At 63.7% G+C, this 26,003-nt stretch carries 24 protein-coding genes; 14 read left to right on the plus strand and 10 right to left on the minus strand.

The genetic code is table 11. The features are described 5' to 3' along the window. Window positions 1–86: 86 nt before the first annotated feature. Both hpnD and AC3FLX_RS20065 read left to right on the plus strand, forming a co-directional pair. Complete coding sequence (gene hpnD, locus AC3FLX_RS20060) at window positions 87–917, plus strand: presqualene diphosphate synthase HpnD (protein ID WP_488699058.1); 831 nt, start codon at window positions 87–89, stop codon at window positions 915–917. Between the two features lie 40 nt (window positions 918–957). After that, window positions 958–2,220 carry a Zn-dependent hydrolase gene (locus tag AC3FLX_RS20065; protein ID WP_488699059.1) on the plus strand — a complete coding sequence of 421 codons (1,263 nt, stop codon included), beginning with the start codon at window positions 958–960 and terminating at the stop codon, window positions 2,218–2,220. Here the strand turns inward: AC3FLX_RS20065 and AC3FLX_RS20070 are convergent, their stop codons facing one another. Continuing rightward, window positions 2,221–2,520, minus strand: a complete 300-nt coding sequence (locus AC3FLX_RS20070) for a hypothetical protein (RefSeq protein ID WP_488699060.1) — start codon at window positions 2,518–2,520, stop codon at window positions 2,221–2,223. A gap of 351 nt (window positions 2,521–2,871) precedes the next feature. Between AC3FLX_RS20070 and ompR the strand changes: the two genes are divergently transcribed. From ompR to AC3FLX_RS20100, 6 genes are all read left to right on the plus strand, one after another. Beyond that, a complete protein-coding gene (ompR, locus tag AC3FLX_RS20075) occupies window positions 2,872–3,594 on the plus strand; it encodes an osmolarity response regulator transcription factor OmpR (protein WP_010810107.1) in 723 nt (240 codons plus the stop codon). 24 nt (window positions 3,595–3,618) lie between these two features. After that, a complete protein-coding gene (locus tag AC3FLX_RS20080) occupies window positions 3,619–4,968 on the plus strand; it encodes an ATP-binding protein (RefSeq protein WP_488699061.1) in 1,350 nt (449 codons plus the stop codon). A gap of 247 nt (window positions 4,969–5,215) precedes the next feature. Then, on the plus strand, window positions 5,216–6,505 hold the full coding sequence (locus tag AC3FLX_RS20085) for an MFS transporter (protein ID WP_488699062.1): 1,290 nt from the start codon (window positions 5,216–5,218) through the stop codon (window positions 6,503–6,505). 323 nt (window positions 6,506–6,828) lie between these two features. Further along, entirely contained in the window at window positions 6,829–7,377 is a 549-nt protein-coding gene (locus tag AC3FLX_RS20090; RefSeq protein ID WP_488699063.1) for a peroxiredoxin, read from the plus strand. Window positions 7,378–7,497: 120 nt separating this feature from the next. Continuing rightward, window positions 7,498–8,019, plus strand: a complete 522-nt coding sequence (locus AC3FLX_RS20095) for a carboxymuconolactone decarboxylase family protein (RefSeq protein WP_488699064.1) — start codon at window positions 7,498–7,500, stop codon at window positions 8,017–8,019. Window positions 8,020–8,224: 205 nt separating this feature from the next. Continuing rightward, window positions 8,225–8,803, plus strand: a complete 579-nt coding sequence (locus AC3FLX_RS20100; protein ID WP_488699065.1) for a GNAT family N-acetyltransferase — start codon at window positions 8,225–8,227, stop codon at window positions 8,801–8,803. A gap of 13 nt (window positions 8,804–8,816) precedes the next feature. On the opposite strand, the gene ispF is transcribed toward AC3FLX_RS20100, so the two are convergent. Next, a complete protein-coding gene (ispF, locus tag AC3FLX_RS20105; RefSeq protein ID WP_488699066.1) occupies window positions 8,817–9,323 on the minus strand; it encodes a 2-C-methyl-D-erythritol 2,4-cyclodiphosphate synthase in 507 nt (168 codons plus the stop codon). A gap of 22 nt (window positions 9,324–9,345) precedes the next feature. Further along, a complete protein-coding gene (gene ispD, locus AC3FLX_RS20110; RefSeq protein WP_488699067.1) occupies window positions 9,346–10,080 on the minus strand; it encodes a 2-C-methyl-D-erythritol 4-phosphate cytidylyltransferase in 735 nt (244 codons plus the stop codon). 167 nt (window positions 10,081–10,247) lie between these two features. Between ispD and mfd the strand changes: the two genes are divergently transcribed. The 6 genes from mfd to AC3FLX_RS20140 all read left to right on the plus strand — a co-directional run bounded on the left by mfd (window position 10,248) and on the right by AC3FLX_RS20140 (window position 18,382). Further along, window positions 10,248–13,700, plus strand: a complete 3,453-nt coding sequence (gene mfd / locus AC3FLX_RS20115; RefSeq protein ID WP_488699068.1) for a transcription-repair coupling factor — start codon at window positions 10,248–10,250, stop codon at window positions 13,698–13,700. 55 nt (window positions 13,701–13,755) lie between these two features. Beyond that, window positions 13,756–14,967 (plus strand): acetylornithine deacetylase, encoded by a 1,212-nt coding sequence (gene argE, locus AC3FLX_RS20120; RefSeq protein ID WP_488699180.1) that lies wholly within the window; start codon window positions 13,756–13,758, stop codon window positions 14,965–14,967. Between the two features lie 78 nt (window positions 14,968–15,045). Further along, complete coding sequence (gene serB, locus AC3FLX_RS20125; RefSeq protein ID WP_488699069.1) at window positions 15,046–15,900, plus strand: phosphoserine phosphatase SerB; 855 nt, start codon at window positions 15,046–15,048, stop codon at window positions 15,898–15,900. A 241-nt stretch (window positions 15,901–16,141) separates the two neighbouring features. Next, on the plus strand, window positions 16,142–16,453 hold the full coding sequence (locus AC3FLX_RS20130) for a hypothetical protein (RefSeq protein ID WP_488699070.1): 312 nt from the start codon (window positions 16,142–16,144) through the stop codon (window positions 16,451–16,453). Next, window positions 16,450–16,740 carry a hypothetical protein gene (locus AC3FLX_RS20135; RefSeq protein WP_488699071.1) on the plus strand — a complete coding sequence of 97 codons (291 nt, stop codon included), beginning with the start codon at window positions 16,450–16,452 and terminating at the stop codon, window positions 16,738–16,740. The genes AC3FLX_RS20130 and AC3FLX_RS20135 overlap by 4 nt, the downstream gene beginning before the upstream one ends. A 10-nt stretch (window positions 16,741–16,750) precedes the next feature. Further along, window positions 16,751–18,382, plus strand: a complete 1,632-nt coding sequence (locus AC3FLX_RS20140; RefSeq protein ID WP_488699072.1) for a PepSY-associated TM helix domain-containing protein — start codon at window positions 16,751–16,753, stop codon at window positions 18,380–18,382. 70 nt (window positions 18,383–18,452) lie between these two features. Here the strand turns inward: AC3FLX_RS20140 and AC3FLX_RS20145 are convergent, their stop codons facing one another. The 7 genes from AC3FLX_RS20145 to AC3FLX_RS20175 all read right to left on the minus strand — a co-directional run bounded on the left by AC3FLX_RS20145 (window position 18,453) and on the right by AC3FLX_RS20175 (window position 25,889). Beyond that, a complete protein-coding gene (locus tag AC3FLX_RS20145; RefSeq protein WP_488699073.1) occupies window positions 18,453–19,667 on the minus strand; it encodes a cystathionine beta-lyase in 1,215 nt (404 codons plus the stop codon). A gap of 83 nt (window positions 19,668–19,750) precedes the next feature. Further along, the gene (locus AC3FLX_RS20150; RefSeq protein ID WP_488699181.1) at window positions 19,751–20,347 is read right to left on the minus strand and encodes a hypothetical protein; all 597 of its coding nucleotides are present in this window, start codon (window positions 20,345–20,347) and stop codon (window positions 19,751–19,753) included. Between the two features lie 59 nt (window positions 20,348–20,406). Continuing rightward, a complete protein-coding gene (bktB, locus tag AC3FLX_RS20155; protein WP_488699074.1) occupies window positions 20,407–21,591 on the minus strand; it encodes a beta-ketothiolase BktB in 1,185 nt (394 codons plus the stop codon). A 118-nt stretch (window positions 21,592–21,709) separates the two neighbouring features. After that, a complete protein-coding gene (gene rimO, locus AC3FLX_RS20160; protein WP_488699075.1) occupies window positions 21,710–23,083 on the minus strand; it encodes a 30S ribosomal protein S12 methylthiotransferase RimO in 1,374 nt (457 codons plus the stop codon). A gap of 180 nt (window positions 23,084–23,263) precedes the next feature. Then, window positions 23,264–23,932, minus strand: a complete 669-nt coding sequence (locus tag AC3FLX_RS20165) for a hypothetical protein (protein ID WP_488699076.1) — start codon at window positions 23,930–23,932, stop codon at window positions 23,264–23,266. Window positions 23,933–24,177: 245 nt separating this feature from the next. Beyond that, the gene (phaR, locus tag AC3FLX_RS20170; protein ID WP_488699077.1) at window positions 24,178–24,729 is read right to left on the minus strand and encodes a polyhydroxyalkanoate synthesis repressor PhaR; all 552 of its coding nucleotides are present in this window, start codon (window positions 24,727–24,729) and stop codon (window positions 24,178–24,180) included. Between the two features lie 419 nt (window positions 24,730–25,148). Then, window positions 25,149–25,889: a 3-ketoacyl-ACP reductase gene (locus tag AC3FLX_RS20175; protein WP_488699078.1), complete on the minus strand. Its 741-nt coding sequence runs from the start codon at window positions 25,887–25,889 to the stop codon at window positions 25,149–25,151. Window positions 25,890–26,003: the final 114 nt, after the last annotated feature.

Below are 26,003 nucleotides of genomic sequence, written 5' to 3' on the forward strand. Positions count from 1 at the left end.
AATGGCGCACGGCCGCGCCAAGGCAGGCCGATGTTACAATTCGCCACTTTGGCGCCACCCCGCCGCCCCACCAGAAAGAGATTGGCGTGACGCCCGATCAGTTTTGCCAGGACAAAGCCGCAAAAAGCGGCTCCAGCTTCTACTACAGCTGCCTACTCCTTTCCCCCGAACGCCGCCGCGCCCTGACCGCACTGCAAGCCTGGCGCCTCGAACTCGATGCCATCGTCCATGAGAACCACGATGCCGGCGTAGCCCTGCAACGATTGGACTGGTGGCGCGCCGAACTGCGCCGCCTGTACGAAGGCAGCCCAAACCATCCGGTCAGCCTTGCCCTGTTGCCATTCGTGGCCAGCCTGCCGCAGGCCGAGATGGCCCAGGTGCTCGATGGCACGGAAATGGACCTGGCGCAGTCGCGCTATTTCGATGAAAGCGCACTCGGCCGTTACTGCCGGCTCGTCGGCGGCACCTCGGGCAAACTGGCCGCGCGCCTGCTTGGGTTTACCGATGAACGCACGCTGGAATCGGCGGAAAAGCTTGGGTTGTCGCTGATCCGCGTGCGCATCGTGCGTGAAGTCGGCCACGACGCCCGCCAGGGCCGCATCTATATTCCCGTGGATACTTTGCAGCGTTTCGAGGTACCTGCCGCCGACATCCTGCAATCGCGCCATTCGGATCAGTTCGTCGCGCTGATGCGCGACCAGGCCAGCCAGGCGCGGACGCTGCACCAGGAAGCACTGGCACTGCTGCCGCGCGTCGACCGCCGGTCGCAGCGGGCGTTGCTCGCGCTGGCCGCGATCCAGCAGGCGTTGCTCGACGAAATCGAAGCGAGCCAGTTTCAGGTACTGACCCAGCGTATTTCACTGACGCCGATGCGCAAGCTTTGGCTGGCCTGGAAGACCTGGCTCAGGAACGGCTGAACGCCGTCATTTCCAATTGTTGTTCCGATGTGTTGATGTCATGACCACTGCCACGCCCTCTCTCGGCCAGTCGATCCTGGACCGTGCCGACGCCCTCGCCCAGTACTCCGACATGGAAGACGGCCTGACATGCGCCTTTCTGACGCCGGCGCATGCGCAGGCCCAGGCCCTGCTGGCGCGCTGGATGGAAGACGCCGGCATGACCGTGCGCATCGACGCCATCGGCAACGTGATCGGGCGCTATGCCGCCGATCCGGCCGAGGCCAATCCCAAGGTGCTGATGACCGGCTCGCACTTCGACACGGTGCGCAACGGCGGCCGCTACGACGGGCGGCTGGGCATTCTTCTGCCCATCGCCGTGGTCGGTGCCTTGCGCGACGCGGGCATCCGTCTGCCCTACCACTTCGAAGTCGTGGCTTTCGCGGAAGAAGAAGGCTTGCGGTTCAAGACGAGCTTCCTGGCCAGCAGCGTCATGGCGGGTCGCTTCGACCCGGCGTTGCTGGACCGCGTTGACACCGACGGCGTGTCGATGCGCGAAGCGCTGGCCCAGGCCGGTTTCCCCGGCGCGGGCGATCTCGACGCGCTGCGCGCCGCGGCAGTCGATGCGGCCACGCTGGCCGGCTTTGTCGAAGTCCATATCGAACAGGGGCCGGTGCTGCTCAACCGCGGCCTGCCGCTGGGCATCGTGACGCAGATCGCCGGCAGCAGCCGCTTCCAGGTGCGCGTGGAGGGCTTGGCCAGCCACGCCGGCACGACACCAATGGATATGCGCCGGGACGCCGCCACCGGCGCCGCCGAAATGATCCTGCTGGTCGAACAGCGCTGCGCCCAGGTACCGACGCTGGTCGGCACGGTGGGCCAATTGCAGGTGCCGAATGGATCGAGCAACGTGATTCCGGCCGCCTGTGTGTTTTCGATGGATATTCGCGCGGGAGAGGACGGCATTCGGGAGGCGGCCATCGCCGACATCGTCGCCGGCATCGAGAGAATTGCCGCCCGGCGGTCGCTTCAGGTCAGCGTGGAGCGTGTCACGCCCGTTAACAACGCGCCGTGCGCGCGCTGGCTGATGGACCAGTTTGCGGCAGTATTGAGAAAGCGTGGCGCGGAAGTGTTCGAGCTGCCGTCGGGCGCCGGTCACGACGCCATGATGATGCAGCAGATCACCGATGTCGCCATGCTGTTCGTGCGATGCGGCAACGGCGGCATCAGCCACAATCCGCTGGAAACGATTACCGTGGAAGACGCCCAGCAGGCAGCCGAGGTCTTTGTGGACTTTCTGCGGCACTTCCGGACGGCGGGCTGATCAGCCGCCCCGGTACATTTCCTTGCCGATGTCGTAGAGATTCTTGCGCAGTGTCTTGCGCTCGTCGGGCGACAGGCCCTGGCTGCCTCCGCGCTGCCCCTGGCGGGCGGCACGATCGGCCATGTCGCGCTCGGTTTCGGCGCGGTCGCCGCGGCGCGGCGGCGGGCGGTTGCGGTCGGGCTGCGGCTGGCTGCCGCCACCCTGCCCGCCCGGCGGCTGCCCCTTCGGGTGAAGCAGATGCGCCATGCCCGCCGACTGGGCTTGCGCCGTGACAGGAGCCACGGCCATCAGCAGGGTCATGCCGGCAAGCCAGGCCACTCGCGCGCACACTGTGCGACGCAGGGTTTGCCCGTGCCGGTTTTGCTTCACTTTCATTGGATAATGGCGGTTTCGACTGTGGCCTCCCGACGATCTTCCGGGGGCGCTACACCGGCACCGCCCCGCGGACAGCCAGGCGAATGCCAGAAGTCGCGGCAGGGATTGCACGATGCCCGTGGTAAACCGTGAAAAACCCATCGGCCAGGATGGCCTCGGGAAACGGTTTGCGGAGTGTAAATGCACAAAAGGTGCACGCCGCCATACCACGGGGTAAAGTATGTAACGTTTTGTTAAGCCATTTTGAGCGAAAGCGATAGTCGCTAAGATACCGCCATGGAAAATACCAGCCACAAGATTCTCGTCGTGGATGACGACCCGCGCCTGCGCGACCTGCTGCGCCGCTACCTTGGCGAGCAGGGCTTCACGGTACTCGTGGCGGAAAACGCCACCGCCATGAACAAGCTCTGGCTGCGCGAGCGTTTCGATCTGCTGGTGCTGGACCTGATGATGCCCGGCGAAGACGGGCTTTCGATCTGCCGCCGCCTGCGCGGCGCCAATGACCAGACCCCGATCATCATGCTCACCGCCAAGGGCGAGGACGTGGACCGTATCGTCGGCCTGGAAATGGGTGCCGACGATTATCTGCCCAAGCCCTTCAATCCCCGAGAACTGATCGCACGCATTCACGCGGTGCTGCGCCGCAAGGGTCCGGCCGAAGTGCCGGGCGCCCCGTCGGAAACGCCGGAAACGTTTGCGTTCGGCGATTTCGTACTGAATCTGGCCACGCGCACGCTGACCAAGAACGACGAGGAAATCACGCTCACCACGGGCGAGTTCTCGGTGCTCAAGGTTTTCGCCCGCCATCCGCGCCAGCCGCTGTCGCGTGAAAAGCTCATGGAAATGGCACGCGGCCGCGAATACGAGGTGTTCGACCGCAGCCTGGACGTGCAGATCTCGCGTCTGCGCAAGCTGATCGAACCCGATCCGAGCAACCCCCGCTTTATCCAGACGGTCTGGGGCCTCGGCTACGTCTTCATCCCCGATGGCGTGAAGTAATCCCGGTCGCGCACAGGCAGCATCGTGGCGACCGCCCTCGGCCGTACCGCAACGCGGTTCTTCGGTTCGCTGTTCTGGCGAACCTTCATGCTGATCGCCCTTTTGCTGGCGATCTCGCTGGGTATCTGGTTCCAGAGCTATCGGCTCTTCGAACGCGCACCGCGCGCCCAGCAGATCGCCATGCAGGTGGTCAGCGTGGTCAAGCTCACCCGTGCGGCCCTGCTCTACTCGGATCCGGCCAGGCGCCGGTTCCTGCTGCTCGACCTCGTGCAGAACGAGGGCATCAAGGTCTACCCGCGCGAAAAGGACGACGACTTCGCCGCCCCCAAGGCCAACCCGTTCCTGACGCAGCTTGTGCAACAGGAAATCCGCGGCCGCCTTGGCGAAGACACGGTGCTGGCCACCACGGTCAACGATATTCCCGGCGTGTGGGTGAGTTTCGAGATCGAGGGCGACGATTACTGGGTAGCCATCAGCCCCGAGCGCTTTGAGCGCGTGCCCGGCATACAGTGGCTGTGGTGGAGTATTGCGGCGCTGCTGCTGTCGATCATCGGCGCGGCATTCATCACGGCGCGCGTGAACTACCCGCTCAAGCGGCTGGCCAACGCCGCCAAGCTGATCGGTACCGGAGGCGAAGCGCCGCCGCTGCGCGAACAGGGCGCCAGCGAAGTGGCCCAGGCCAACCGAAGCTTCAACCAGATGGTGCGCGACCTGCGCCAGCTCGACGACGACCGCGTCGTCATGCTGGCCGGTATCTCGCACGACCTGCGTACCCCACTCACACGGCTGCGCCTGGAAACCGAGATGTCACCGGTGGACAGCACCACGCGCGACGCGATGATTGCCGACATCGAACAGATGGATGCCATCATCGGCCAGTTCCTGAACTACGCCCGTCCCGGCCAGGAAGTGGTGGAACCGGTCGACCTGTCCACCCTGGTGCAGGAATCGGTCGGCGTCTACGCCGCGCATGACGATGTGCGCGTGCATGTACGTTCGAACGGCCCCGTCATGGCCGTGGCCAACCGCATGGAGATCCAGCGCATTCTCGACAACCTCGTGGAGAATGCGCGCCGCTATGCCAAGGACGAGGAATCGGGCATGGCCGAAGTCGAGATTTCCACGAGCGTGGAAGACAAGGAAGCCGTGCTGGTGGTAGCCGACACCGGCCCCGGCGTGCCGAACGAGCAGTTGTCCCTGCTGACCCGGCCGTTCTACCGGCTCGACAGCGCACGCAGCGAAGCCAAGGGTGCGGGCCTTGGCATGTCGATCGTCAACCGCATCCTGCAACGCAACGGTGGCCGCCTGATTCTGGCCAACCGCCCCGCGCCGAAATCGGGCCTGGTTGTCAGCGCGCGATTCAAGCGCGCGTGATGCTTTTTGCATCTGCGCACGCTTTACCTGCCCATTGACAGGTTTTCTTCAGCATTTGATAGGGATTTGAAAGGTCGCTGACAGGCGAATGACAGCGACATTGCGCACACTTCACGCCATCGACAGGCCGATGCATACAACGGCATCCGCTGTCATGGTGTGCCTGCCGCATATTCCCAATCCGCCATGACTGACAACGATCGACAACATGCCGCCCGGCCCACCGGCGGCGGACCGAGAGACAGCCATGTCCAGCACCTCCACATCACAACACGGGTTCCGTACCGTGTTCCGCGTCGTCAGCGGCAACTTCCTCGAAATGTACGACTTCATGGTCTACGGCTTCTATGCCGCTGCCATTGCGCGTACGTTCTTCCCTTCCGGCGATGAGTTCGCATCGTTGATGCTGTCGCTGGCCACATTTGGCGCGGGCTTTCTGATGCGGCCGCTGGGTGCCATCGTGCTGGGCGCCTATATCGACCATCACGGCCGCCGCAAGGGCCTGATCGCCACGCTGGTGCTGATGGCGCTGGGTACGCTGCTGATCGCGCTGGTGCCGGGCTACGCCTCGATTGGTGTGGCCGCGCCGCTGCTGGTGCTGTTCGGGCGCCTGCTGCAGGGCTTTTCGGCCGGCGTGGAACTGGGCGGCGTATCGGTGTACCTGTCCGAGATCGCCAAGCCGGGTCAGAAAGGCTTTTACGTGGCGTGGCAATCTGCCAGCCAGCAGGTGGCCGTGATCTTCGCGGGTCTGCTCGGCGTGATCCTGCATGCCACGCTCGCGCCGGCGCAGATGGATGATTGGGGCTGGCGCGTGCCGTTCCTGATCGGCTGCCTGATCGTGCCCTTCCTGTTCCTGATCCGCCGCTCGCTCGAAGAGACCGAAGAATTCCGCACGCGCAAGCACCGTCCGTCGATCAATGAGATCTATCGTTCGATGCTCGACAACTGGCGCATCATCATCGCCGGCTGCATGCTGGTGGTGATGACCACGGTGTCGTTCTACATGATCACCGCGTACACGCCCACGTTCGGCAAGACCGTGCTCAAGCTGGACGACGTGGACAACCTGATCGTCACGATGTGCGTGGGCCTGTCGAATTTCATCTGGCTGCCGCTGATGGGCGCGGTGTCCGACCGGATCGGGCGTAAGCCGCTGCTGGTGTTCTTCACCATCGCCACGCTGCTGACCGCCTACCCGGCCGTGTCGTGGCTGGTTGCGGCGCCGTCGTTCGAGCGGCTGCTGATGGTGGAACTGTGGCTGTCCTTCCTGTACGGCAGCTATAACGGCGCAATGGTGGTCACGCTGACCGAGGTGATGCCGCCCGCCGTGCGTACCGCCGGCTTCTCCCTGGCATACAGCCTGGCCACGGCGCTGTTTGGCGGCTTCACGCCCGCGATCTCGACCTACCTGATTCACAGCACGGGCAACAAGGCCGCACCGGGCCTGTGGCTGATGTTCGCCGCGGCGTGCGGCCTGGTAGCCACGCTGATTATCTTCCGCGCACGCCGCGAACAGTCGGCGCTGCACCCCGCCTGACCTGAGCGTCATCCAGACACCGGCCCGCCGGCAGCGCGCCGCCTTCATGTGCCTGACACGTTCGCGTGGCAGTAATGTGATGGCGGCGCGCATCTTTTTGTGCGGTGCGACGTGAGTGTCAGCGCATGGCATACTTGCGGCTATCCGACTCTGCGGGGTCCGGACGTTACCTATCGGCCCGGTTAAGAAAACCAATTGGCCGTGATGCGCCGAAAAACGCATACTCACAGCTTTCGTGCAATTCCGATTGACATCCCCATTGCTGCGGGACGCCAATTGCGGATTGCAAGCCTCAATCTGTTCAACCGTATCAGGAGAAGTCAATGAAGACCGTTGGTGACAAGCTCGAAGCCTTCAGCATCGTTGGTGTCAAGCCGGGTTTCAACAACCACGAAGAGAATGGCCAGTCGGCTTTCGAAGACATCACCGAAAAGTCGTTCGCAGGCAAGTGGAAGATCATTTACTTCTACCCGAAGGACTTCACCTTCGTGTGCCCGACCGAAATCGTGGCATTCGCCAAGCTGAACAACGACTTTGCCGACCGCGACGCGATCGTGCTGGGCGGTTCGACCGACAACGAGTTCGTGAAGCTGGCATGGCGTCGTGAACACAAGGACCTGAACAAGCTGAACCAGTGGCAATTCGCCGACGTGACCGGCTCGCTGGTGGACCAGCTGGGCGTGCGTGACCAGGCAGCTGGCGTTGCCCTGCGCGCCACGTTCATCGTCGATCCGGACAATGTGATCCAGCACGTTTCGGTGAACAACCTGAACGTCGGCCGCAACCCGGAAGAAGTCCTGCGTATTCTGGACGGTCTGCAAACGGACGAACTGTGCCCGTGCAACCGCGCTGTCGGCGGCGCCACGCTGTAATTGGCCCTGCCTGCCAGTCACCTCGCGTGACCCGGCACATCACATGGAAGGGCCTGGCGCCCTTTCATGTCGAAACCCGCTGATGCGGGTTTTTTGAGCCCTCGTCGATAGGAGAAATAAATGGAATTCATCAGCACGATTAAGAACCTGATCCCCGACTACGCCAAGGACATCCGCCTGAATGTGGATGGCACGATTGCGCGTTCGTCGCTGGAAGGCAACGATGCGGTCGCGGTGGCGCTGGCCGCGGCCTTTGCCGCCAAGAGCAAGGTAATCGTCGACGTGATCCGCAACGCGAATGTGCTGTCGCCCGAGGAAGTCACCGCCACGCAGACGGCCGCCGCGCTGATGGGCATGAACAACATCTGGTATCCGTACGTCGAGATGGCCGAGGACCCGGATCTGGCCAGCCAGCCGGCAGGCCTGCGCATGAACGCCTACGCTACGCATGGTGGTGTGGACAAGCGCCGCTTCGAGATGTACGCCCTGGCTGCCTCGATCATCGGCAAGTGCCATTTCTGCGTGAAGTCGCACTACCAGCTGCTGAAGAACGAGCAGGGCATGAGCGCCCAGCAGCTGCGTGACGTAGGCCGGATCGCTGCCGTGATTGGCGCGGCCGCCAACGTCATCGTCGCGGAATAAGCGCGCATTACGGGCGAAACGGCTCGCAACGCAACCTGCGCGCCACCCGTCACCAAAGGCCGGCAGACATTGCAAAGTGTCTGCCGGCTCTGTTTTTGCCCGCGTCAATTGGTATTGTCCGACACGCAATACAGCCGAACGACCCGATGCATTTGTGGATGGCGCGGCCTACAATCGACGCAAGGTCACGAACTTTGCTGTTGCCATGAGCACCTTGCCTTCTCCCAATTCGCCGCGCTTCCGGTTCCGGCTGGCCGCGGTACACGACTGGGGCGACATCGCCGCGGTCACGCAGCAGGCCTACGGGCAATATGAGCTCGAAATCATGGAGGACTGCCGGGCGTCGTTCCAGCGCGGCATGCAGTCCGTGCTGGCCGCCAAGGACAATCCCGATATGGAGTGGTGGGTTGCGGAAACCGATCATGGCGTCAGCGGCGCCGTGCTGTTCTGCCATCCGGGGGCCACGCTGCCCGCACTGGACGACTCCACCATCACGCTGACACAACCTGAAGCACGGCTGCTGTCGGTGAGTCCGCAGGCCCGTGGACTGGGCCTGGGCAAACGGCTGATGCAAATCTGCATCCAGCGCGCACGCGACATCGGCGCCCATGTGCTGATCTGCCGCGCGATGCCCGAAATGGATTCCGCCATCCAGCTCTGCGAACAGATGGGATTCCAGAAGCGGAAGGAAGCCGGGTCCCACCACGGTGCAATGGCCCGATTGATCGACTACGGCTATCCGATCACGGCCGAGGAGCCGGCGGCAGCGCCGCCAGCGCCCTGATCGGCTTCCGCAATCAGTCCTGAACGTCGGCGGTGCGGCGGTAGATCAGTACCGCCGCCTGCGCGACGATCCCCTCTTCCTTTCCTTCGAACCCGAGCTTCTCGTTGGTCTTGGCCTTCACGTTGCAATGCGTGACGGGCAGGCTCAGGTCTTCGGCCAGGTTGGCTACCATGCCGGCGATGTGTGGCGCGAGCTTGGGCTTCTGCGCGATGACCGTCGCATCGACATTACCGATCTCGAACCCCGCCGCGCGAACGCGGCGCGCGGCCTCGCGCAACAGCACCCGGCTGTCGGCACCCTTGAAATCGGGATCGGTATCGGGAAAGTGGCGGCCGATATCGCCCAGCGCGGCGGCGCCAAACAGTGCGTCGGTCACGGCGTGAAGCAATGCATCGGCATCCGAATGGCCCAGCAGGCCGCGGTCATGCGGGATATCGACGCCGCCCAGAATCAGCTTGCGGCCCGGCACGAGCGCGTGCACGTCATAACCCTGCCCTACTCGAAAATCGAACGGATTCAAAACAGCTCCTTGCAAAAATGGTTCAGGCGGAAGGTTGCCCGGTGCGCAGCAGCACGTCGGCGAGCGCGAAGTCTTCCGGATAGGTCACCTTGAAGTTACGCAGCGACCCATTGACCAGTCGCGGATGCAGGCCAAGCCGCTCGATGGCGCTGGCCTCGTCCGTGACCACCGCACCGGCCGCCAAAGCGTCTTCCAGTGCATGGCGCAGGACGCCGATGCGGAACATCTGAGGCGTCTGCGCCTGCCACAGCCCCTCGCGCGGCACGGTGCCACCAATCCGCGCCGTCGCGTCGGCACGCTTGAGCGTATCGGGCACCGGCACCGCCAGAATGCCACCGATCGGCTCGCTGGCCGTGTCGTCGGACTCCACGGCTCGCACCAGGGTGTCGATCATCGCGGCCGTCAGCCCGGGGCGCGCGGCATCGTGCACCAGTACCCAGTCGGTGTCCCGCGCGCCGAGCGTGGCCAGGTGGTGCAAGCCGGCCAATACCGATGCGTGACGCGAATCCCCACCTACGAAGGCGGTATCGAAACGCAATCCGGCAAAGGCTTCCGCGCCGAACCGCGTCGTCAGCGGCATATCGTCGGGCGCCAGCACCAGCGCCGTGGCGCTGATCGCTTCACACGCGGAAAACGCGGCCAGTGCGTACCAGAGCATCGGCCGTCCGGCCACGGTCTGGTATTGCTTCTGCACGGTGCCACCGGCACGGCTGCCGGTACCGGCACAGGGGATCAGGGCGAATCGACGATCGGACACAGTTCTGGGGACCTGGAAAATGGAAACCGGCCAGCAGGCCAGCCGGAGCGCATTCTATAATACGGCCCTCGCCCGCCGCCACGGCTGGGCATGACCGACTTCCCTGCCCGCTCAGTGCCGCCGCACGTGCCGGCGGGGTGCTGTCGTTTTTGCGTTCACTGCTGCCAATGCCTGACAACGTTACCGCATTTCCGTTCGCCACCCTGCCGCTGGTCAAGCCTGGCATGCGCCATACCCTGACCGGCCTCACCGGATCCGTCGATGCACTGGCGGTTGCCGCGTATGCACGCCAGCATCGCGGCAACGTGCCGATGGTGGCCGTGGTCTGCGCCAACGCAATGGACGCCCAGCGGCTGGCCGAGGAAATCCCCTGGTTTGCGCCCGAACTGCGCGTGCGGCTGCTGCCCGACTGGGAAACGCTGCCCTATGACAGCTTCTCGCCACACCAGGACCTGATATCGGAGCGCCTGGCCACGCTGCACGACATTCAGGGCGGGCAATGCGACGTGATGATCGTGCCGGCGTCGACCGCGCTCTATCGACTGGCGCCGCCGTCGTTCCTGGCCGCGTACACGTTCTTCTTCAAGCAGGGCGAGCGGCTCGACGAGGCCGCGCTCAAGGCGCAGTTCACGCTGGCCGGCTACGAACATGTGAGCGCCGTGATGCGTCCCGGCGAGTACAGCGTGCGTGGCGGCCTGATCGACCTCTACCCGATGGGGTCCGCTCTGCCGTACCGGATCGACCTGTTCGGCGACGAGATCGAGACCATTCGCGCGTTCGATCCGGACACGCAGCGCAGCCTCTATCCGGTCAAGGAAGTACGCCTGCTGCCGGGCCGCGAGTTTCCGCTCGACGAGCCGGCGCGCACCGCATTTCGCGGCCGCTGGCGCGAGGTGTTCGAAGGCGATCCGACCAAGTCTCCGATCTACAAGGACATCGGCAACGGCGTGCCGTCGGCGGGCATCGAGTACTACCTGCCGCTGTTCTTCGAACAAAGCGCCACGTTGTTCGACTATCTGCCCGAAGGCACGCAACTGGCATTCTCAGGCCAGATCGACGAAGCGATCCGCCGTTTCTGGGCCGATACCACGCAGCGCTACACCTTCATGCGGCATGACCGCGAACGGCCGCTGCTGCAGCCGTCGGCGCTGTTCCTGTCCGAGGAGCAGTTCTTTATCGGCGCCAAGCCGCTGGCACGGCTGGTGCTGCAGCGCGAGGCGGCGTCGGCCGACGTGCCCGCATTCGCCGCCAGTCTGCCCGATGTCTCGGTCAACCGCCGCGCCGAGGACCCGCTCGTCAACCTGGAAGCGCTGCTGCTCAACAAGACGACGCGCGTGCTGATGTGCGCCGATTCCGCCGGCCGCCGCGAAACGCTGATGCAGCTGTTTGCGGAGAGCGGCCTGCGCCCGATGGTCGTGGAGGACTTTGCCGCTTTCCTGGCTGGCGATTCGCATTTTTCGATCGTCGTGGCCCCGCTGCAAAGCGGGTTCGCGCTGCCGGCCGCGCAGTTCGCGTTCGTCACCGAAAACGAACTCTACGCGGGTACGGCCCGGCGGACTGGCCGCCGCAAGCAGGAACAGGCCAGCACCGTCGATGCAATGGTGAGGGACCTCGCCGAGCTCAAGATCGGCGACCCCGTGGTGCATAGCGAGCATGGCATCGGCCGCTACCAGGGCCTGGTCACGCTGGACATGGGTCAGGGCGACGAAGAATTCCTGCATCTGGACTACGACAAGGGCAGCAAGCTCTATGTGCCCGTACACCAGCTGCACGTGATCTCGCGCTACTCCGGCGCCGATCCGGATACCGCACCGCTGCATTCGCTGGGCACGGGCCAATGGGACAAGGCCAAGCGCCGCGCCGCGCAGCAGATCCGCGATACGGCGGCCGAGCTGCTGAACCTGTACGCGCGCCGCGCACTGCGCCAGGGCTTTGCCTTCCCGTTGCAGCCCAAGGATTACGAGACGTTTGCGGAAAGCTTTGGCTTTGAGGAAACCCCGGACCAGGCCGCCGCCATTGCCGCCGTGATCGCCGACATGACGTCGGGCAAGCCGATGGACCGCCTGGTTTGTGGCGACGTGGGCTTCGGCAAGACCGAGGTTGCATTGCGCGCGGCGTTCGTGGCCGTGCTCGGCGGCAAGCAGGTGGCGATGCTGGCGCCGACCACGCTGCTGGCCGAGCAGCATTTTCAGACGCTGTCCGACCGCTTTGCCGAATGGCCGGTGCGTATCGTCGAGCTGTCGCGCTTCAAGACGAAGAAGGAAGTGGACGTCGCCATCAAGCAGATCAACGAAGGCACCGTCGACATCGTCATCGGCACGCACAAGCTGCTGTCCGATGAAGTGAAGTTCCAGCGCCTGGGCCTGGTCATCATCGACGAGGAACATCGCTTTGGCGTGCGCCAGAAGGAAGCGCTGAAGACGCTGCGCGCCGAGGTGGACGTGCTGACGCTGACCGCGACCCCGATCCCGCGTACGCTGGGCATGGCGCTGGAAGGCCTGCGCGATTTCTCGGTCATCGCCACGGCACCGCAGAAGCGGCTGGCGATCAAGACCTTCGTGCGACGCGAGGAAGACGGCGTGATCCGCGAGGCCATCCTGCGCGAGCTCAAGCGCGGCGGGCAGGTCTACTTCCTGCACAACGAGGTGGAAACGATCGAGAACAAGCGCGCCAAGCTGGCCGAGCTGGTGCCCGAGGCGCGCATTGCCGTGGCGCACGGCCAGATGCACGAGCGCGAGCTGGAGCGCGTGATGCGGGACTTCGTCGCGCGCCGCGACAACATCCTGCTCTGCACGACGATCATCGAGACCGGCATCGACGTACCGACGGCGAACACGATCCTGATTCATCGCTCCGACCGCTTCGGCCTGGCGCAGCTGCACCAGCTGCGCGGACGCGTGGGCCGCAGCCACCATCAGGCCTATGCCTACCTGCTGGTGCACGACGTGGATGGCCTGACCAAGCAGGCGCAGCGCCGGCTCGAAGCGATCCAGCAGATGGAAGAACTAGGCTCCGGCTTCTACCTGGCCATGCACGACCTGGAAATTCGCGGCGCAGGCGAGGTCCTGGGCGACAAGCAGTCGGGCGAGATCCACGAGATCGGCTTCCAGCTCTATACGGACATGCTCAACGCGGCCGTCAAGTCGCTCAAGGCGGGCAAGGAGCCGGACCTGATGGCGCCGCTGGCGGCCACCACCGAGATCAACCTCGGCACGCCTGCCCTGCTGCCGAACGACTATTGCGCCGACGTGCACGAGCGCCTGTCCCTCTACAAGCGCCTGGCCAACTGCGAAACGGGCGAGCGCGTGGACGATATCCAGGAAGAGTTGATCGACCGCTTCGGCCGACTGCCGGCGCAGGCGCAGGCGCTGATCGAAACGCACCGGCTGCGCATCGCGGCCGCGCCGCTGGGCGTGCGCAAGATCGACGCTGGCGAAGCCACGGTCAGCATGCAGTTCGTACCGAACCCGCCGATCGATGCGATCCGGATCATCGACCTCGTGCAGAAGAACAAGCACATCAAGCTGGCCGGGCAGGACAAACTGCGCATCGAAGCCAAGATGCCCGACGTGGGAGCACGCGCGCAGACCATCAAGCACACGCTGCGCCAACTGGCCTGACAGCGCGGACCGGTGTAGGATCACATCCTTGATGAATCAACTGCTTCACGACCCCATGCAAGCTGCCGCCGATACTCGAACCGCCGATCACGAAGCCCCGAAGCGCGGCAGTGCGCTGGACTGGACCCAGCGCCTGGTGTCGTATGACACCACGTCGCGCCATTCGAACCTGGGCCTGATCGAATCGGTTCGCGACCACTTCCTGGCCAAGGGTCTGCGCCCGCATCTGACGTACAACCCGCAGGGCGACAAGGCAAACCTGTTCGTGACGATTCCCGCGGCGAACGGTGCCACCGACGGCGGCATCGTGCTGTCCGGCCACACCGACGTCGTACCGGTGGATGGCCAGAACTGGACCACCGATCCGTTCAAGCCCGTCATCCGCGACGGCAAACTCTACGGCCGCGGCACCTGCGACATGAAGGGATTCATCGGCACGAGCCTGGCGCTGCTGCCCACCATCCTCGAAGCAAAGCTGCGCGAGCCAGTGCACTACGCGCTGTCGTTCGACGAGGAGATTGGCTGCATGGGCGCGCCGTATCTGCTGGCCGAACTGCGCGACCGCGGCGTGAAGCCGGCGGGCTGCATCGTGGGCGAGCCGACCAGCATGCGCGTGATCGTGGCGCACAAGGGCATCAACGCCTACCGCTGCTGCGTGACGGGTCAGGCCGCGCATTCGTCGCTGACACCCAAGGGCGTGAACGCCATCGAATATGCCGCACGCCTGATCTGCTACATCCGCGACATCGCTGACGAATTCAAGGCCAACGGGCCGTACGATCGGGCGTTCGACGTGCCGTTCACAACCGCATCCACCGGCACGATCCGCGGCGGCATTGCGCTGAACACCGTTCCGGCCGAGTGCGAGTTCGTCTTCGAATTCCGCAACCTGCCCGGCGTGGACCCCGAAGCGATCCTGGCGCGCATCCAGCAGTACGTGAACGACGTGCTGGTGCCGAAGATGCGTGCCGAACACGTGGACGCGGGCATGGCGATCAGCAAAATTGCCGCGGCCCCGTCGCTCGACGCCGCCGAATCCGACGCCATCACGCAGCTCGTGCGTGCCCTGACTGCCGACCGCGAGACCAACAAGGTCGCCTATGGCACTGAGGCCGGCCTGTTCCAGCGCGCCGGCATTCCGGCCGTGGTCTGCGGCCCCGGCGATATCCAGCAGGCGCACAAGCCCGACGAATTCGTGGCGCTGGACCAACTGGCCGCGTGCGAAGGGTTCCTGCACAAGGTGGTGGATAGCCTGCGCGTGGCCTGATTCTCGCCGCCGGGGCGCCGCGGGCGCGGGGCGAAGTACAATACCGCCCTTCCCTGCATCGCCCCGTTACCTGCCGTCATGCCACTGATTCTCCAGAGCCTGTCCCCGCTGTCCGCCGCTGACCTCGAAGCCGTGCGCACGGTAGCCAATGCCTCCGCCTTCGCGCTGCGCGGCGAAAGCGTGGCCGCCTCCGATGAATGCAATCCGCTGACCCCGGCGCTGCGCAGCGCACTGGACGACGTGTGCGGCGAACGCGGCATCGACTGGGCAGTGGTACCGGCCGGGCGCAAGCTGTCGGACTTCCGGCTGGTGGCAATGGACATGGACTCGACGCTGATCACGATCGAGTGCATCGACGAAATCGCCGATTTCTGCGGACTCAAGGCAGAGGTTTCGGCCATCACCGAAGCCGCCATGCGCGGCGAGATCACCGATTTCAATGAAAGCCTGCGCCGGCGCGTGGCCTTGCTGAAGGGCCTGGACGCCAGCGTGCTTGACCGCGTTTATGAAGAACGCCTGCGTTTGTCCCCCGGAGCCGAGCGCATGCTGCAGACCATTCAGGCATTGGGCCTGAAGACGCTGCTGGTGTCGGGCGGCTTCGTGCATTTCACCGACCAGCTCAAGCCGCGCCTGAAGCTCGATTTCACGCGCGCCAATACGCTTGAAATCGTCGATGGCAAGCTGACCGGGAACGTGCTGGGCGAGATCGTCAACGCCGACGTGAAAGCGCGCACCGTGCGCGAAGTCTGCGAGCAGATCGGCGCCGACCCATCCCAGGCCATTGTGATGGGTGATGGGTCCAACGATCTCAAGATGATGGCCGTGGCCGGACTCTCCGTAGCGTTCCGCGCCAAACCCGTGGTGCGCGCGCAAGCCAGCGTCGCGTTCAACCACGTCGGGCTGGACGGCCTGCTGAACCTGTTCCCGCACTGAGTTTCCGCATCACCCGCTGACGCCCGTCGGCGGGTTTCCCCCTTCGTCGAAAACGTCTCCCCGGCGTCGGCGCGCTGCTTCGCGCACATTTTCGTGCGCCTGTCACATTACATCTCCGTCATTCGCGTTTCAGTCACAGCCGCACGGCAGTGGAATATAAGGCCTTGATTTCCTTGTGAAATCAAATGCGAATCATTATTATTATTCCTTTCCCGTAACGCCGTTCCCGGTTGCACGACGCATGCAAGCGTTCGCCGTACTCCTATCCCTCGCCGCAGCCGCGTGCCTGTATCTTTCCGCGCCCAATCAGGTGCTTTGCGTGGACGCCGACAACAACGGCCGCGCGCCGCTGCCGCCCCGGTTGCTGTTCTGGCTGGGCATCGCCCTGGCCATTGGCGGCACCTGGGTCATGAGCATCCCCGAAGGCTGGCCCGTGGCCATCGCCGCAACCTTGGTCACGCTGACCTGCTGCCTGTCCACCTGGCCGTTCATTGGCACCTGGATTCACCACAAGCGCTACGACGACATGCCGGGCGAAGGGAGCGCATCATGATCGGCACGAAATGGCTCGCCGGCGCGTTGCTGGGCCTGCCGCTGGCCATCGCACTGTGTACGCTCGGCATCCTGTGGCTGCCCGGCGGCTGGGAAGGCGGCGTCGTGCTCGCCCTGATGCTGAGCTTCGTCCTCTGGGTGAGCATCATCAGCCTGACCCTGCTGTGTCAGACCAGTCGCGCCGCATGGCTCTGGCTGATCGGCGGCAACCTTGTCTGCTACGGCATCCTCTGGGCAGTCCGCCTGATGAACGCAATGCCCCCCGCCTCGACGGTTCTGGGCCATTGAACGAATTCGCATGAAACCCAATACCCTGCGCGTGTTCAACACGCTTCATACCTGGGTCGGCCTGATGGCCGGCTGGGCGCTGTTCATCGCATTCTTCGCGGGCGCGATCACGGTCTTCCATCACGAACTGCACGTCTGGCAAAACCCGGCGCGCCTGGCGGGTCATCACGCCGCTGAAGTGCAGGCGGACGGCCCTGCCATTGACGCCTTCGTGCAGAAGCTGATTGCCGTGCATCCCGACGCAGCCAACAGCGTGTACGTCGGCCTGCCGAGCAAGGAAGAGCCGGACTTCAATGCGTACTGGCAGGACAAGGCCGGCGAATGGCACACGATGAACGGCGAGCGCCTGAATGGAGACAAGGCGGCGCAGAACAAAACGTCGCTCGACCATGTGACGGGCGAGCTGTCGGCGTTCCTCAATGCCCTGCACTACTCGCTCGGGCTCGGCATGAATGGCATGTACTTCATGGGGGTCATTTCCGTGCTGTACGGCCTGGCGCTGGTGTCGGGGGTGGTCCTGCATCTGCCCCGCTTGAAGAAGGACCTGTTTTCGGTACGGCCTGGCCGCAACCTCAAGCGTTTCTGGATGGACACGCACAATGTGCTCGGTCTGTTCAGCCTGCCGTTCCACCTGATCTTTGCCATCACGGGAGCATTCTTCTGCCTGTCGCTGGTCATGGTGATGGTCTTCAACATGCTGACATTCGACGGCAAGCTCTTCGAAGTGGTGCCGCGCGTCACGGGTGCCACGCCTGAGGTCACGGCGTCTGGGCGCGCATCGCCGACGATGGCGTCGGCCCAGTTGCTGGCAATCGCGCGAGAGCATGGCGGCGAACGTTTCACCCCGAGCGCGATCCGCTTCCAGCGTTACGGCGATGCCAATGCCGTGGCGGAAGTGCGGGGGGACAGCGTGCGAGCACTGGGTAACGGTGGCGCCGTGGGTATCCACGCCGCAGCCAATGAGCCGAATGCGGGTCAACTGATCGCCAACCAGACGGCTGGCGCGCGCGACACAAATCACATGGTGTACAGCGCCATGTTCGCCCTCCATTACGGCACCTACGGCGATCTGGCGGTTCGGTTCGTGTACCTGCTCGCAGGCCTGGCCGGGGCCTTCCTGTTCTATTCCGGCAACCTGCTGTGGATCGAAACCCGCCGCAAGTCGCGCCAGGCAGAGCAGCCGCGCATTCACAGACTGCTGGCCCAGGCTACCGTTGGCGTCTGCATCGGCACCTGCATCGGCGTGGCGCTGTGCTTCCCGGCCGCGTTGCTGTGGCCCGAGCGCGCGGTGAGCTACGTGTTCTGGCCAGTGTTCGCGCTTGCCGTGGCATGGGCGTTGATCCGCCCGCCAATCCGCGCCGCCGTGGAACTGCTCTATGTGGCCGCGCTTGCGACGCTGACGGTACCGGTGTCCAACTGGGTACTGACCGGCGATCACCTGGTGGCTGCGGCCCTCAATGGCCGCTGGATCATCGCCGGCTTCGATATCGGAGCCATCGCGCTGGCGGCCGGCTATGTTGCCCTGGCCCGCGCCACACAGCGCCGTGCGCAGAACGGACCTGCCGAATCGGTGTGGGCCACGCGTAGTGCCTCGGCACAAACGGCGCCGCAGGCAACGATGCGCAAGGCGGACGTGTCCTGAGCGTTCGTGTGACATGAAAAAGCCCCGCAATTGCGGGGCTTTTTACCAACTGACTGCCTTGCGATAACGATCAGCGCAGATGCTTTTCCATTGCCTGCTTGAGATCGCCAATCAGGTCGCGGGTATCTTCCAGTCCGATGTAGAGGCGCACCAGTTCTCCGGCGTTCTCCCAGCCAGCAGGCGGCCAGGTACCGGCAGGCCGCATGGTATCGACGTGGTACGGCACAGCCAGGCTGTGCGCCCCGCCCCACGACCAGCCGATGGCGAACAGTTGCAGCGCTTCGACAAAAGCATCGACCTGCTCACGTGAATATGCGCTGCGCAGGATGATCGAGAACAATCCACTGGCCCCGGAGAAATCACGCGACCATTCGGCGTGACCGGGGCAATCCGGCAACGCGGGATGCAATACCCGTGTCACCTCGGGACGTTGCTTGAGCCATTCGGCCACTTCGCGGGCAGCACGGTCATGCGCGGCGAGTCGCACAGGCATGCTGGCGAGCCCGCGCAGCACCAGAAAGCAGTCATCGGCAGAAACACCCCACCCCATGATCATGCGGGTGCGTTTGAGCCGGTCATGGATCTTTTCGTCATCCGTGATGACCGCGCCCATCAGTACGTCGCTGCCGCCCGACTGGTATTTCGTCAGAGCCTGTACCGAGATATCGATACCCTTCTCGAAAGGCTTGAAGTAGACGCCTGCGGACCATGTGTTGTCGATCGCCGTCAGTACGCCGCGCGCACGCGCCGCTGCCACGATTGCTTCGGAGTCAGGTACTTCCATTGTCACGGAGCCCGGCGCCTCGATCCAGATCAGCCGCGTATTGGGCTGGATCAGGGACGCGATTCCGGCGCCAATCGACGGATGGTAGTAGCGCACCGTCACGCCGTACTCGCGCGCCAGCCATTCGCCGTGGTCGCGGTTCGGGCCATAAACATTGTCTGGCACGAGCACATCGTCACCCGTGCGCAGAAATGAAAAATAGACCAGTGAAATCGCGCCCATGCCCGAGGGCAGCAGCAACGTATGCCGGCCCCCTTCGATCTGTGCCAGTTGCTGGCAGAGCGCTTCGCTGGTAGGAGTGGCATGAAGACCGTAGCGCCAATATGTCTTGCTGCGGTCACCATAGGCACGCAGCTCGGCGAGGTTCCGGAACACGATGGTGGAACCGCGATACGTGGGCGTGGAAAACGATTCAAAGCCCGGCGCGATATCGAGTTCTGGCTGGACCGCGGTGGTCTTGATATAGCGAGGCTGGTTGCGGGACGAGTCGGAAGCAGACACGGCGTTATTCCCTGGAATTTCGGATCAGACGTCCGAGCTTACCAGCAAATGCCGCGCTCGCCACGCGGCGCGGCCGCGATGCGCTAGTGAGACTTGCCGTTGGTGATCGACGATTTCGGGGGCGGCGGAGCGTAGGTCACGCCGCTGCTGGGCGTCATGTCGAACGGCGGAATCACCAGGTATCCGCCAAACGGGCGGATCAGAAAAGGCAGAACAATGGCGGGGTTGTAGGCATCGGTCCACGTGCCGCGCACCGCGCCCTGCCGGTCGATCTGTCCTTCCCAGTTACCGGAAACGCGAGTGCCATCGTCGGACTCTTCCATCAGGAACGTACCGTTGTCCCATTCCCCCGACAGCAGCCGCACACCCTTTCCATCCCCGATTGAATATTCGCCCTGCAGGCTGTCACGCGTATCGGTCTTGGGTGCAATCCGCATCCGGACCTGCTTGTCGCCCACCGTGCCAACGTACACCGGGTACTGCGAATATTCCTGACGCGGGGTCAGCATCCGGGCCGGCCCCGTCGACAACGACGCCCCACGCTTGGCTTCGCCTGAACGAATGGCATCGTTAATGCCGAAGCCGCCCTGCCCGTTCCCTGTCGACAATGCATCGCCCCCTGCCGCCAGAGCAGCAACGGGCAGTGCCAGCGTTACCGCAAGGATCAAGGGATTCAACATGCGAGACAGGGCAGGACGGGACAAGACGGACTTCCTTGGCAATGGCGCGTAAGGTGACTTTAAACGCGCTCGAAGATCGCGGCAATCCCCTGACCGCCGCCAATGCACATCGTCACCAGCGCATAACGGCCCTGCACGCGCTGGAGCTCATGCACAGCCTTCACGGTGATCAACGCACCTGTGGCCCCGATCGGATGACCGAGCGAAATACCCGAGCCGTTCGCATTGACCTTGGCCGGGTCCAGGCCGAGAGCCTTGGTGACGGCACAGGCTTGCGCGGCGAACGCCTCGTTGGCCTCGATCACGTCAAGATCCTTGACGGACAGACCCGCGCGCTCAAGCGCGATTTTCGTGGCAGGCACCGGTCCGATACCCATCGTCTTGGGATCCACGCCGGCGTGGCCGTACGAGACCAGGCGTGCCAGCGGCTTCAGTCCGCGGCGCTCGGCCTCCGCACGCTCCATCAGCACTACGGCTGCTGCTGCGTCGTTCAGGCCCGACGCATTGCCCGCCGTGACGGTGCCGTTCTCCTTGACGAACACGGGCTTGAGCTTGGCCATGTCGTCAATCGTCGCCTCGTGGCGCACGTGCTCGTCAGTATCGAACACCACGTCACCCTTACGGGACTTCAGCGTGATGGGAACGATCTGGTCCTTGAAGTAGCCGGCCTTGATGGCGGCCGATGCGCGACGGTGCGACTCCAGCGCCGTTTCGTCCTGTTGCTGGCGCGAGATGTCGTACTCCTTTGCGACATTCTCGGCCGTCACGCCCATGTGAATCGCGTGGAACGGGTCGTGCAGCGCGCCGAGCATCATGTCGATCAGCTTGGCATCGCCCATACGCGCGCCCCAGCGCGCCATCGGCGCCAGATATGGCGCGCGGCTCATGCTCTCGGCACCGCCACCGATGGCGACGTTGGTATCGCCCAGCAGGATCGCCTGCGCGGCGCTAACAATTGCCTGCAGGCCCGAGCCGCACAGGCGGTTCACGGTCAGCGCCGGCGCGTTGATCGACACCCCGCCATTGACTGCCGCAACGCGGCCCAGATACATGTCCTTCGGCTCGGTCTGAATCACATTACCGAACACCACTTGACCAACGTCGTCACCAGATACGTTGGCACGGGCAAGCGCCTCACGCACCACCAGCGCCCCCAGTTCGGTCGGGGCCAGATCCTTCAGGCTGCCGCCAAAGGTACCGATCGCGGTGCGCACACCGCTGACAACCACCACTTCACGCGTCATGTCTTGTCTCCATGCGTTCATGTTGCGGTGCACAGTATAGTCTCGGCCCACCAAAAGCGAACGACCGTACTTTTACCTAATTGTCTGCTTCGGCACTCTGCCGGCCGCAATCGGCCGATCAGGCGATTTCGCCCCAGAGGTCGTGACCATCGGCACCGGTGATCGTTACGTTCACGAAGTCGCCAGTCTTGTAGCGTTGCGACGGCTTCGCGGCCGGATCGATATAGACGAGGCCGTCGATTTCCGGCGCATCCGCGGACGAACGGCCAATGCCGCCGTCCTGGTTGACCTCGTCGACCAAGACCCGCAGCGTCTGTCCAACCTTGCGCTGCAGCCTGCGGGCGGATACCGCTTCGGCAACTTCCATGAAACGTGCGCGACGCTCTTCCCGCACTTCATCGGGCAGCGCACCCGGCAGGTCGTTGGCCGTGGCGCCTTCCACAGGCGAGTAGGCAAAGCACCCCACACGATCCAGCTCGGCTTCGGCAATAAAGTCGAGCAGCGTCTGGAATTCGGCTTCCGTTTCGCCCGGGAAACCGGCGATAAACGTGCTACGGATGGTCAGTTCCGGACAGATTTCGCGCCAGGCACGGATACGATCAAGCGTCTTCTCCGCATTCGCGGGACGCTTCATGCGCTTGAGCACATCAGGATGCGCATGCTGCAGCGGCACATCGAGGTACGGCAGCACGTTGCCTTGATTCATCAGCGGGATGATCTCGTCGACGTGCGGGTACGGGTACACATAGTGCAGCCGCACCCAGGCGCCATATTGGCTTGCCAGCTCACCCAGCGCAGCCACCAGCTCGGTCATGCGGGTCTTCAGCGGACGGCCAGCCCAGAAACCGGTCCGGTACTTCACGTCCACGCCGTAAGCGCTGGTGTCCTGCGAGATCACGAGCAGTTCCTTGACGCCCGCCTTGAACAGGTTCTCGGCCTCAAGCATCACCTCAGCCACCGGACGCGATACCAGATCACCCCGCATCGACGGGATGATGCAGAACGAGCACCGATGGTTGCAGCCTTCCGAGATCTTCAAGTAGGCGTAGTGCTTGGGCGTCAGCTTGATGCCAGCGGCCGGTACCAGATCCGTAAACGGATCGTGCGGCTTGGGCAGGTGCGTGTGCACTGCCTGCATGACTTCACCCAGCGCATGCGGCCCGGTCACGGCCAGCACCTTCGGATGCACCGACGACACGATATCGTGACCGGCCGAATCCTTTTTCGCGCCCAGGCAACCCGTGACGATCACCTTGCCGTTTTCGGTCAGCGCCTCGCCGATGGCATCCAGGCTTTCCTGCACGGCTTCGTCGATAAATCCGCAGGTATTTACCACCACGAGGTCAGCGCCGTCGTAGGTGCCACTGATGGCATACCCTTCGGCACGAAGCTGGGTGATGATCTGCTCCGAATCCACCAGGGCCTTGGGGCAACCAAGTGATACAAAGCCGACTTTCGGCACAGGGTTGGACAGATTGGTATCAGACGACATGGGGCACCGCGAATGTGGGGAATCTGGACGCGTCCTCCCGTCCCCGGTGGCGCGCCTTGCTGGGCTACTGGCAGCCGGCGAGCCTGCCGGGCGCCGTCATTGCCATGAAAGGCCGTGATTTTACCCTGAGCAGCGGTTCTTGGCGCGATCTGGAGCGACCCGGCGCCGATCACCGGCCCCTCACACCCCTAACAGGCCGCTCAGCCGCTCGATGACAGGCTTCCAGCCGAACGCCAGTCCAAGAACAATGCCGCCACCAGTCGTCACCCAAAGCGCCCTGTTGACGCGATCCCTGAGCGAAGCGATCAGGTTTCCGTTGGATTCGATACGCGCCTCCATCTTGTCCACCTGCGTCTCGATACCGTCGAACCTGATCTCGATATTCTGGAAACGCGCTTCGGTCCGCGCTTCGAAGTTGTCCAGCTTCGACTCGATCCGGTTGAAACGGGAATTCCACCGTGCCTCGGATTCCCGCGCATACGCCTGCCATTGCGCCTGCGACTCCTTTCGGTCCAACTCCCATTGGCGGGCTTGCGCCTGCAGCCGAAGCTCGGATTCCTTGGCGGAGGCCTTCAGTTGCGCTTCGAATTCGCGGGCGCGCGCCTCCGCTCGCGCATCGAATTCCTGCATGACTTGGGCCACGCGCGACTCGGTTCGCGTCTCCGAGCGCCCGTCGAAGGCATCCATTCTGTCCACGATGGCCTGCTGGGACGACGTCAGCGCGCCAATATCGCGCTGGATGTTGGCAAGTTGACCGTAAACGCCGAGCGCGAACTCGACCATGTTCTCAAAGCGGCGAGCTTCGCCAGTGTCGGGCGCAAGGCGCCAGGTATCGGCGTGGCTGGACATGGGATGTACCTCCGGCTTGTCGGAAAATCGGCGGGAAAACTGAGCGAAACAAGGCGCTCGTCAGTACGCCCTGCATTCAGGGCACGGCCGATTGGACCACACAGGATCGCCCTGGGTCACCGTCATTCGCGGAGTGCACGGGTAATGTGGCAGTTCGCCAGCCAATCACAACATCTCGTGGCCGGCGCACAACGAAAAAGGCCCTGCATCTTGCAGGGCCCCTTACCAACAGCGCGTGAGCAGCCTTACTTCTTGTCTGGCTGGTTGAACGGGAACGTGCCGAACATGCTCTTGGCCTGATTCTGCATCTGCTCCTGCATCTGCACGAACAGGTTCTTACTCTGCTCAATGTAGTTGCTCATCATGCCCTGCATCATCGGACCCTGCAGGTTCATGAACTGCGACCACATATCCGGGCTGAAAGCCTCGCCCGAATACAGGCCCTTCGAGTTCTCGGCCAGCTTGTTCTGGATGTCGATGAAAGCCTGGATGTTCTTTTCCAGGTACGTGCCCATCATGCCCTGCATGGCATGGCCATAGAAGCGGATGATCTGTGACAGCATGGCGCTCGAGAACATCGGCACGCCGCCCGTTTCTTCTTCCAGAATGATCTGCAGAAGGATGCTGCGCGTGAGTTCCTCTCCAGACTTCGCGTCGACGACCTTGAAGTCCTCGGTGTCCATGACCAGCTGCTTGACGTCCGCGAGCGTGATGTAGGTGCTGGTCTGCGTATCGTAGAGCCGGCGATTGGGATACTTCTTGATCAGTCGCTCTGCGCCTTTTTTGGTCGTGGCCATCGATGCTCTATCCTTTTGTCGTCGCTGATGCCGGCGGGTGGCATCCGCTGCTGCGCCTCTTCGCCAACGCTGCTGCACCGCATGCGGTGCAGTGCGCAATCGACGTGTCGTCCCGGCGGGATCGACGTCACAGGCGCGCAAGATACAACCGGCCCAGACCCGTGAGGAGCGCTCTACTTTGGTGCCGGTTGCGCCATTCCCCTGATTCTATGCTCAAGAAAGCACTATGGAAAGACGGCAGTGTTTAAGGAAAACCCGCAGCAATCTGCCGTCACCACGTAAAAAAAGGGTCGCCCGCGCGCCATTGGACGCGCGGGCGACCCTTCCCTGCCTGACGCTGCCGGCGCTATTGCCGGCCTTGTGCACCGCGCTGGATGCGCCGCATCAACGCGGCACGCGCGGCGCACCCGCGGCAGTCATCAGCCCATGTGCAGGCCGCCGTTCAGCGAGAAGTCGGCACCGGTCGAAAAGCCCGATTCCTCGGACGCCAGCCAGGCGCAGATCGACGCAATTTCCGCCGGTTCACCCAGACGCTTGACCGGAATCGTGCCAACGATCTTGTCGAGCACATCCTGACGGATCGACTTGACCATGTCCGTGGCGATATAGCCCGGCGACACGGTGTTCACGGTCACGCCCTTGGTGGCCATCTCCTGCGCCAGCGCCATCGTGAAGCCATGCAGACCGGCCTTGGCCGTCGAATAATTGGTCTGGCCGAACTGGCCCTTCTGACCGTTTACCGACGAAATATTGACGATCCGGCCCCAGCCGCGGTCGGCCATGCCGTCGATGACCTGCTTGGTGACGTTGAACAGCGACGTCAGGTTGGTATCGATCACGGCATCCCAGTCGGCGCGCGTCATCTTGCGGAACACCACGTCGCGGGTGATACCGGCGTTGTTGACCAGTATGTCAACCTCGCCCACCTCGGACTTGACCTTGTCGAAGGCGGTCTTGGTCGAATCCCAATCGGCCACGTTGCCTTCGGACGCGATGAACTCGAAGCCGAGTGCGCGTTGCTGTTCCAGCCATTTCTCGCGGCGCGGCGAATTCGGGCCGCAGCCCGCCACCACCGTGAATCCGTCCTTGGCCAGGCGTTGGCAAATCGCGGTTCCGATGCCACCCATGCCGCCGGTTACGTATGCAATGCGCTGAGTCATATCTACTCCTAGTTGGCTCGCCCGATCGTTGTTATCGAAGCGTGGTCCTTGTTATCGACACCGGCGGCAGGCCTTCCTCGGTACGCGGCCGCCGGATCACCCCTCATTGCACTG

This window comes from Cupriavidus sp. 291-E7, from assembly GCF_057798835.1.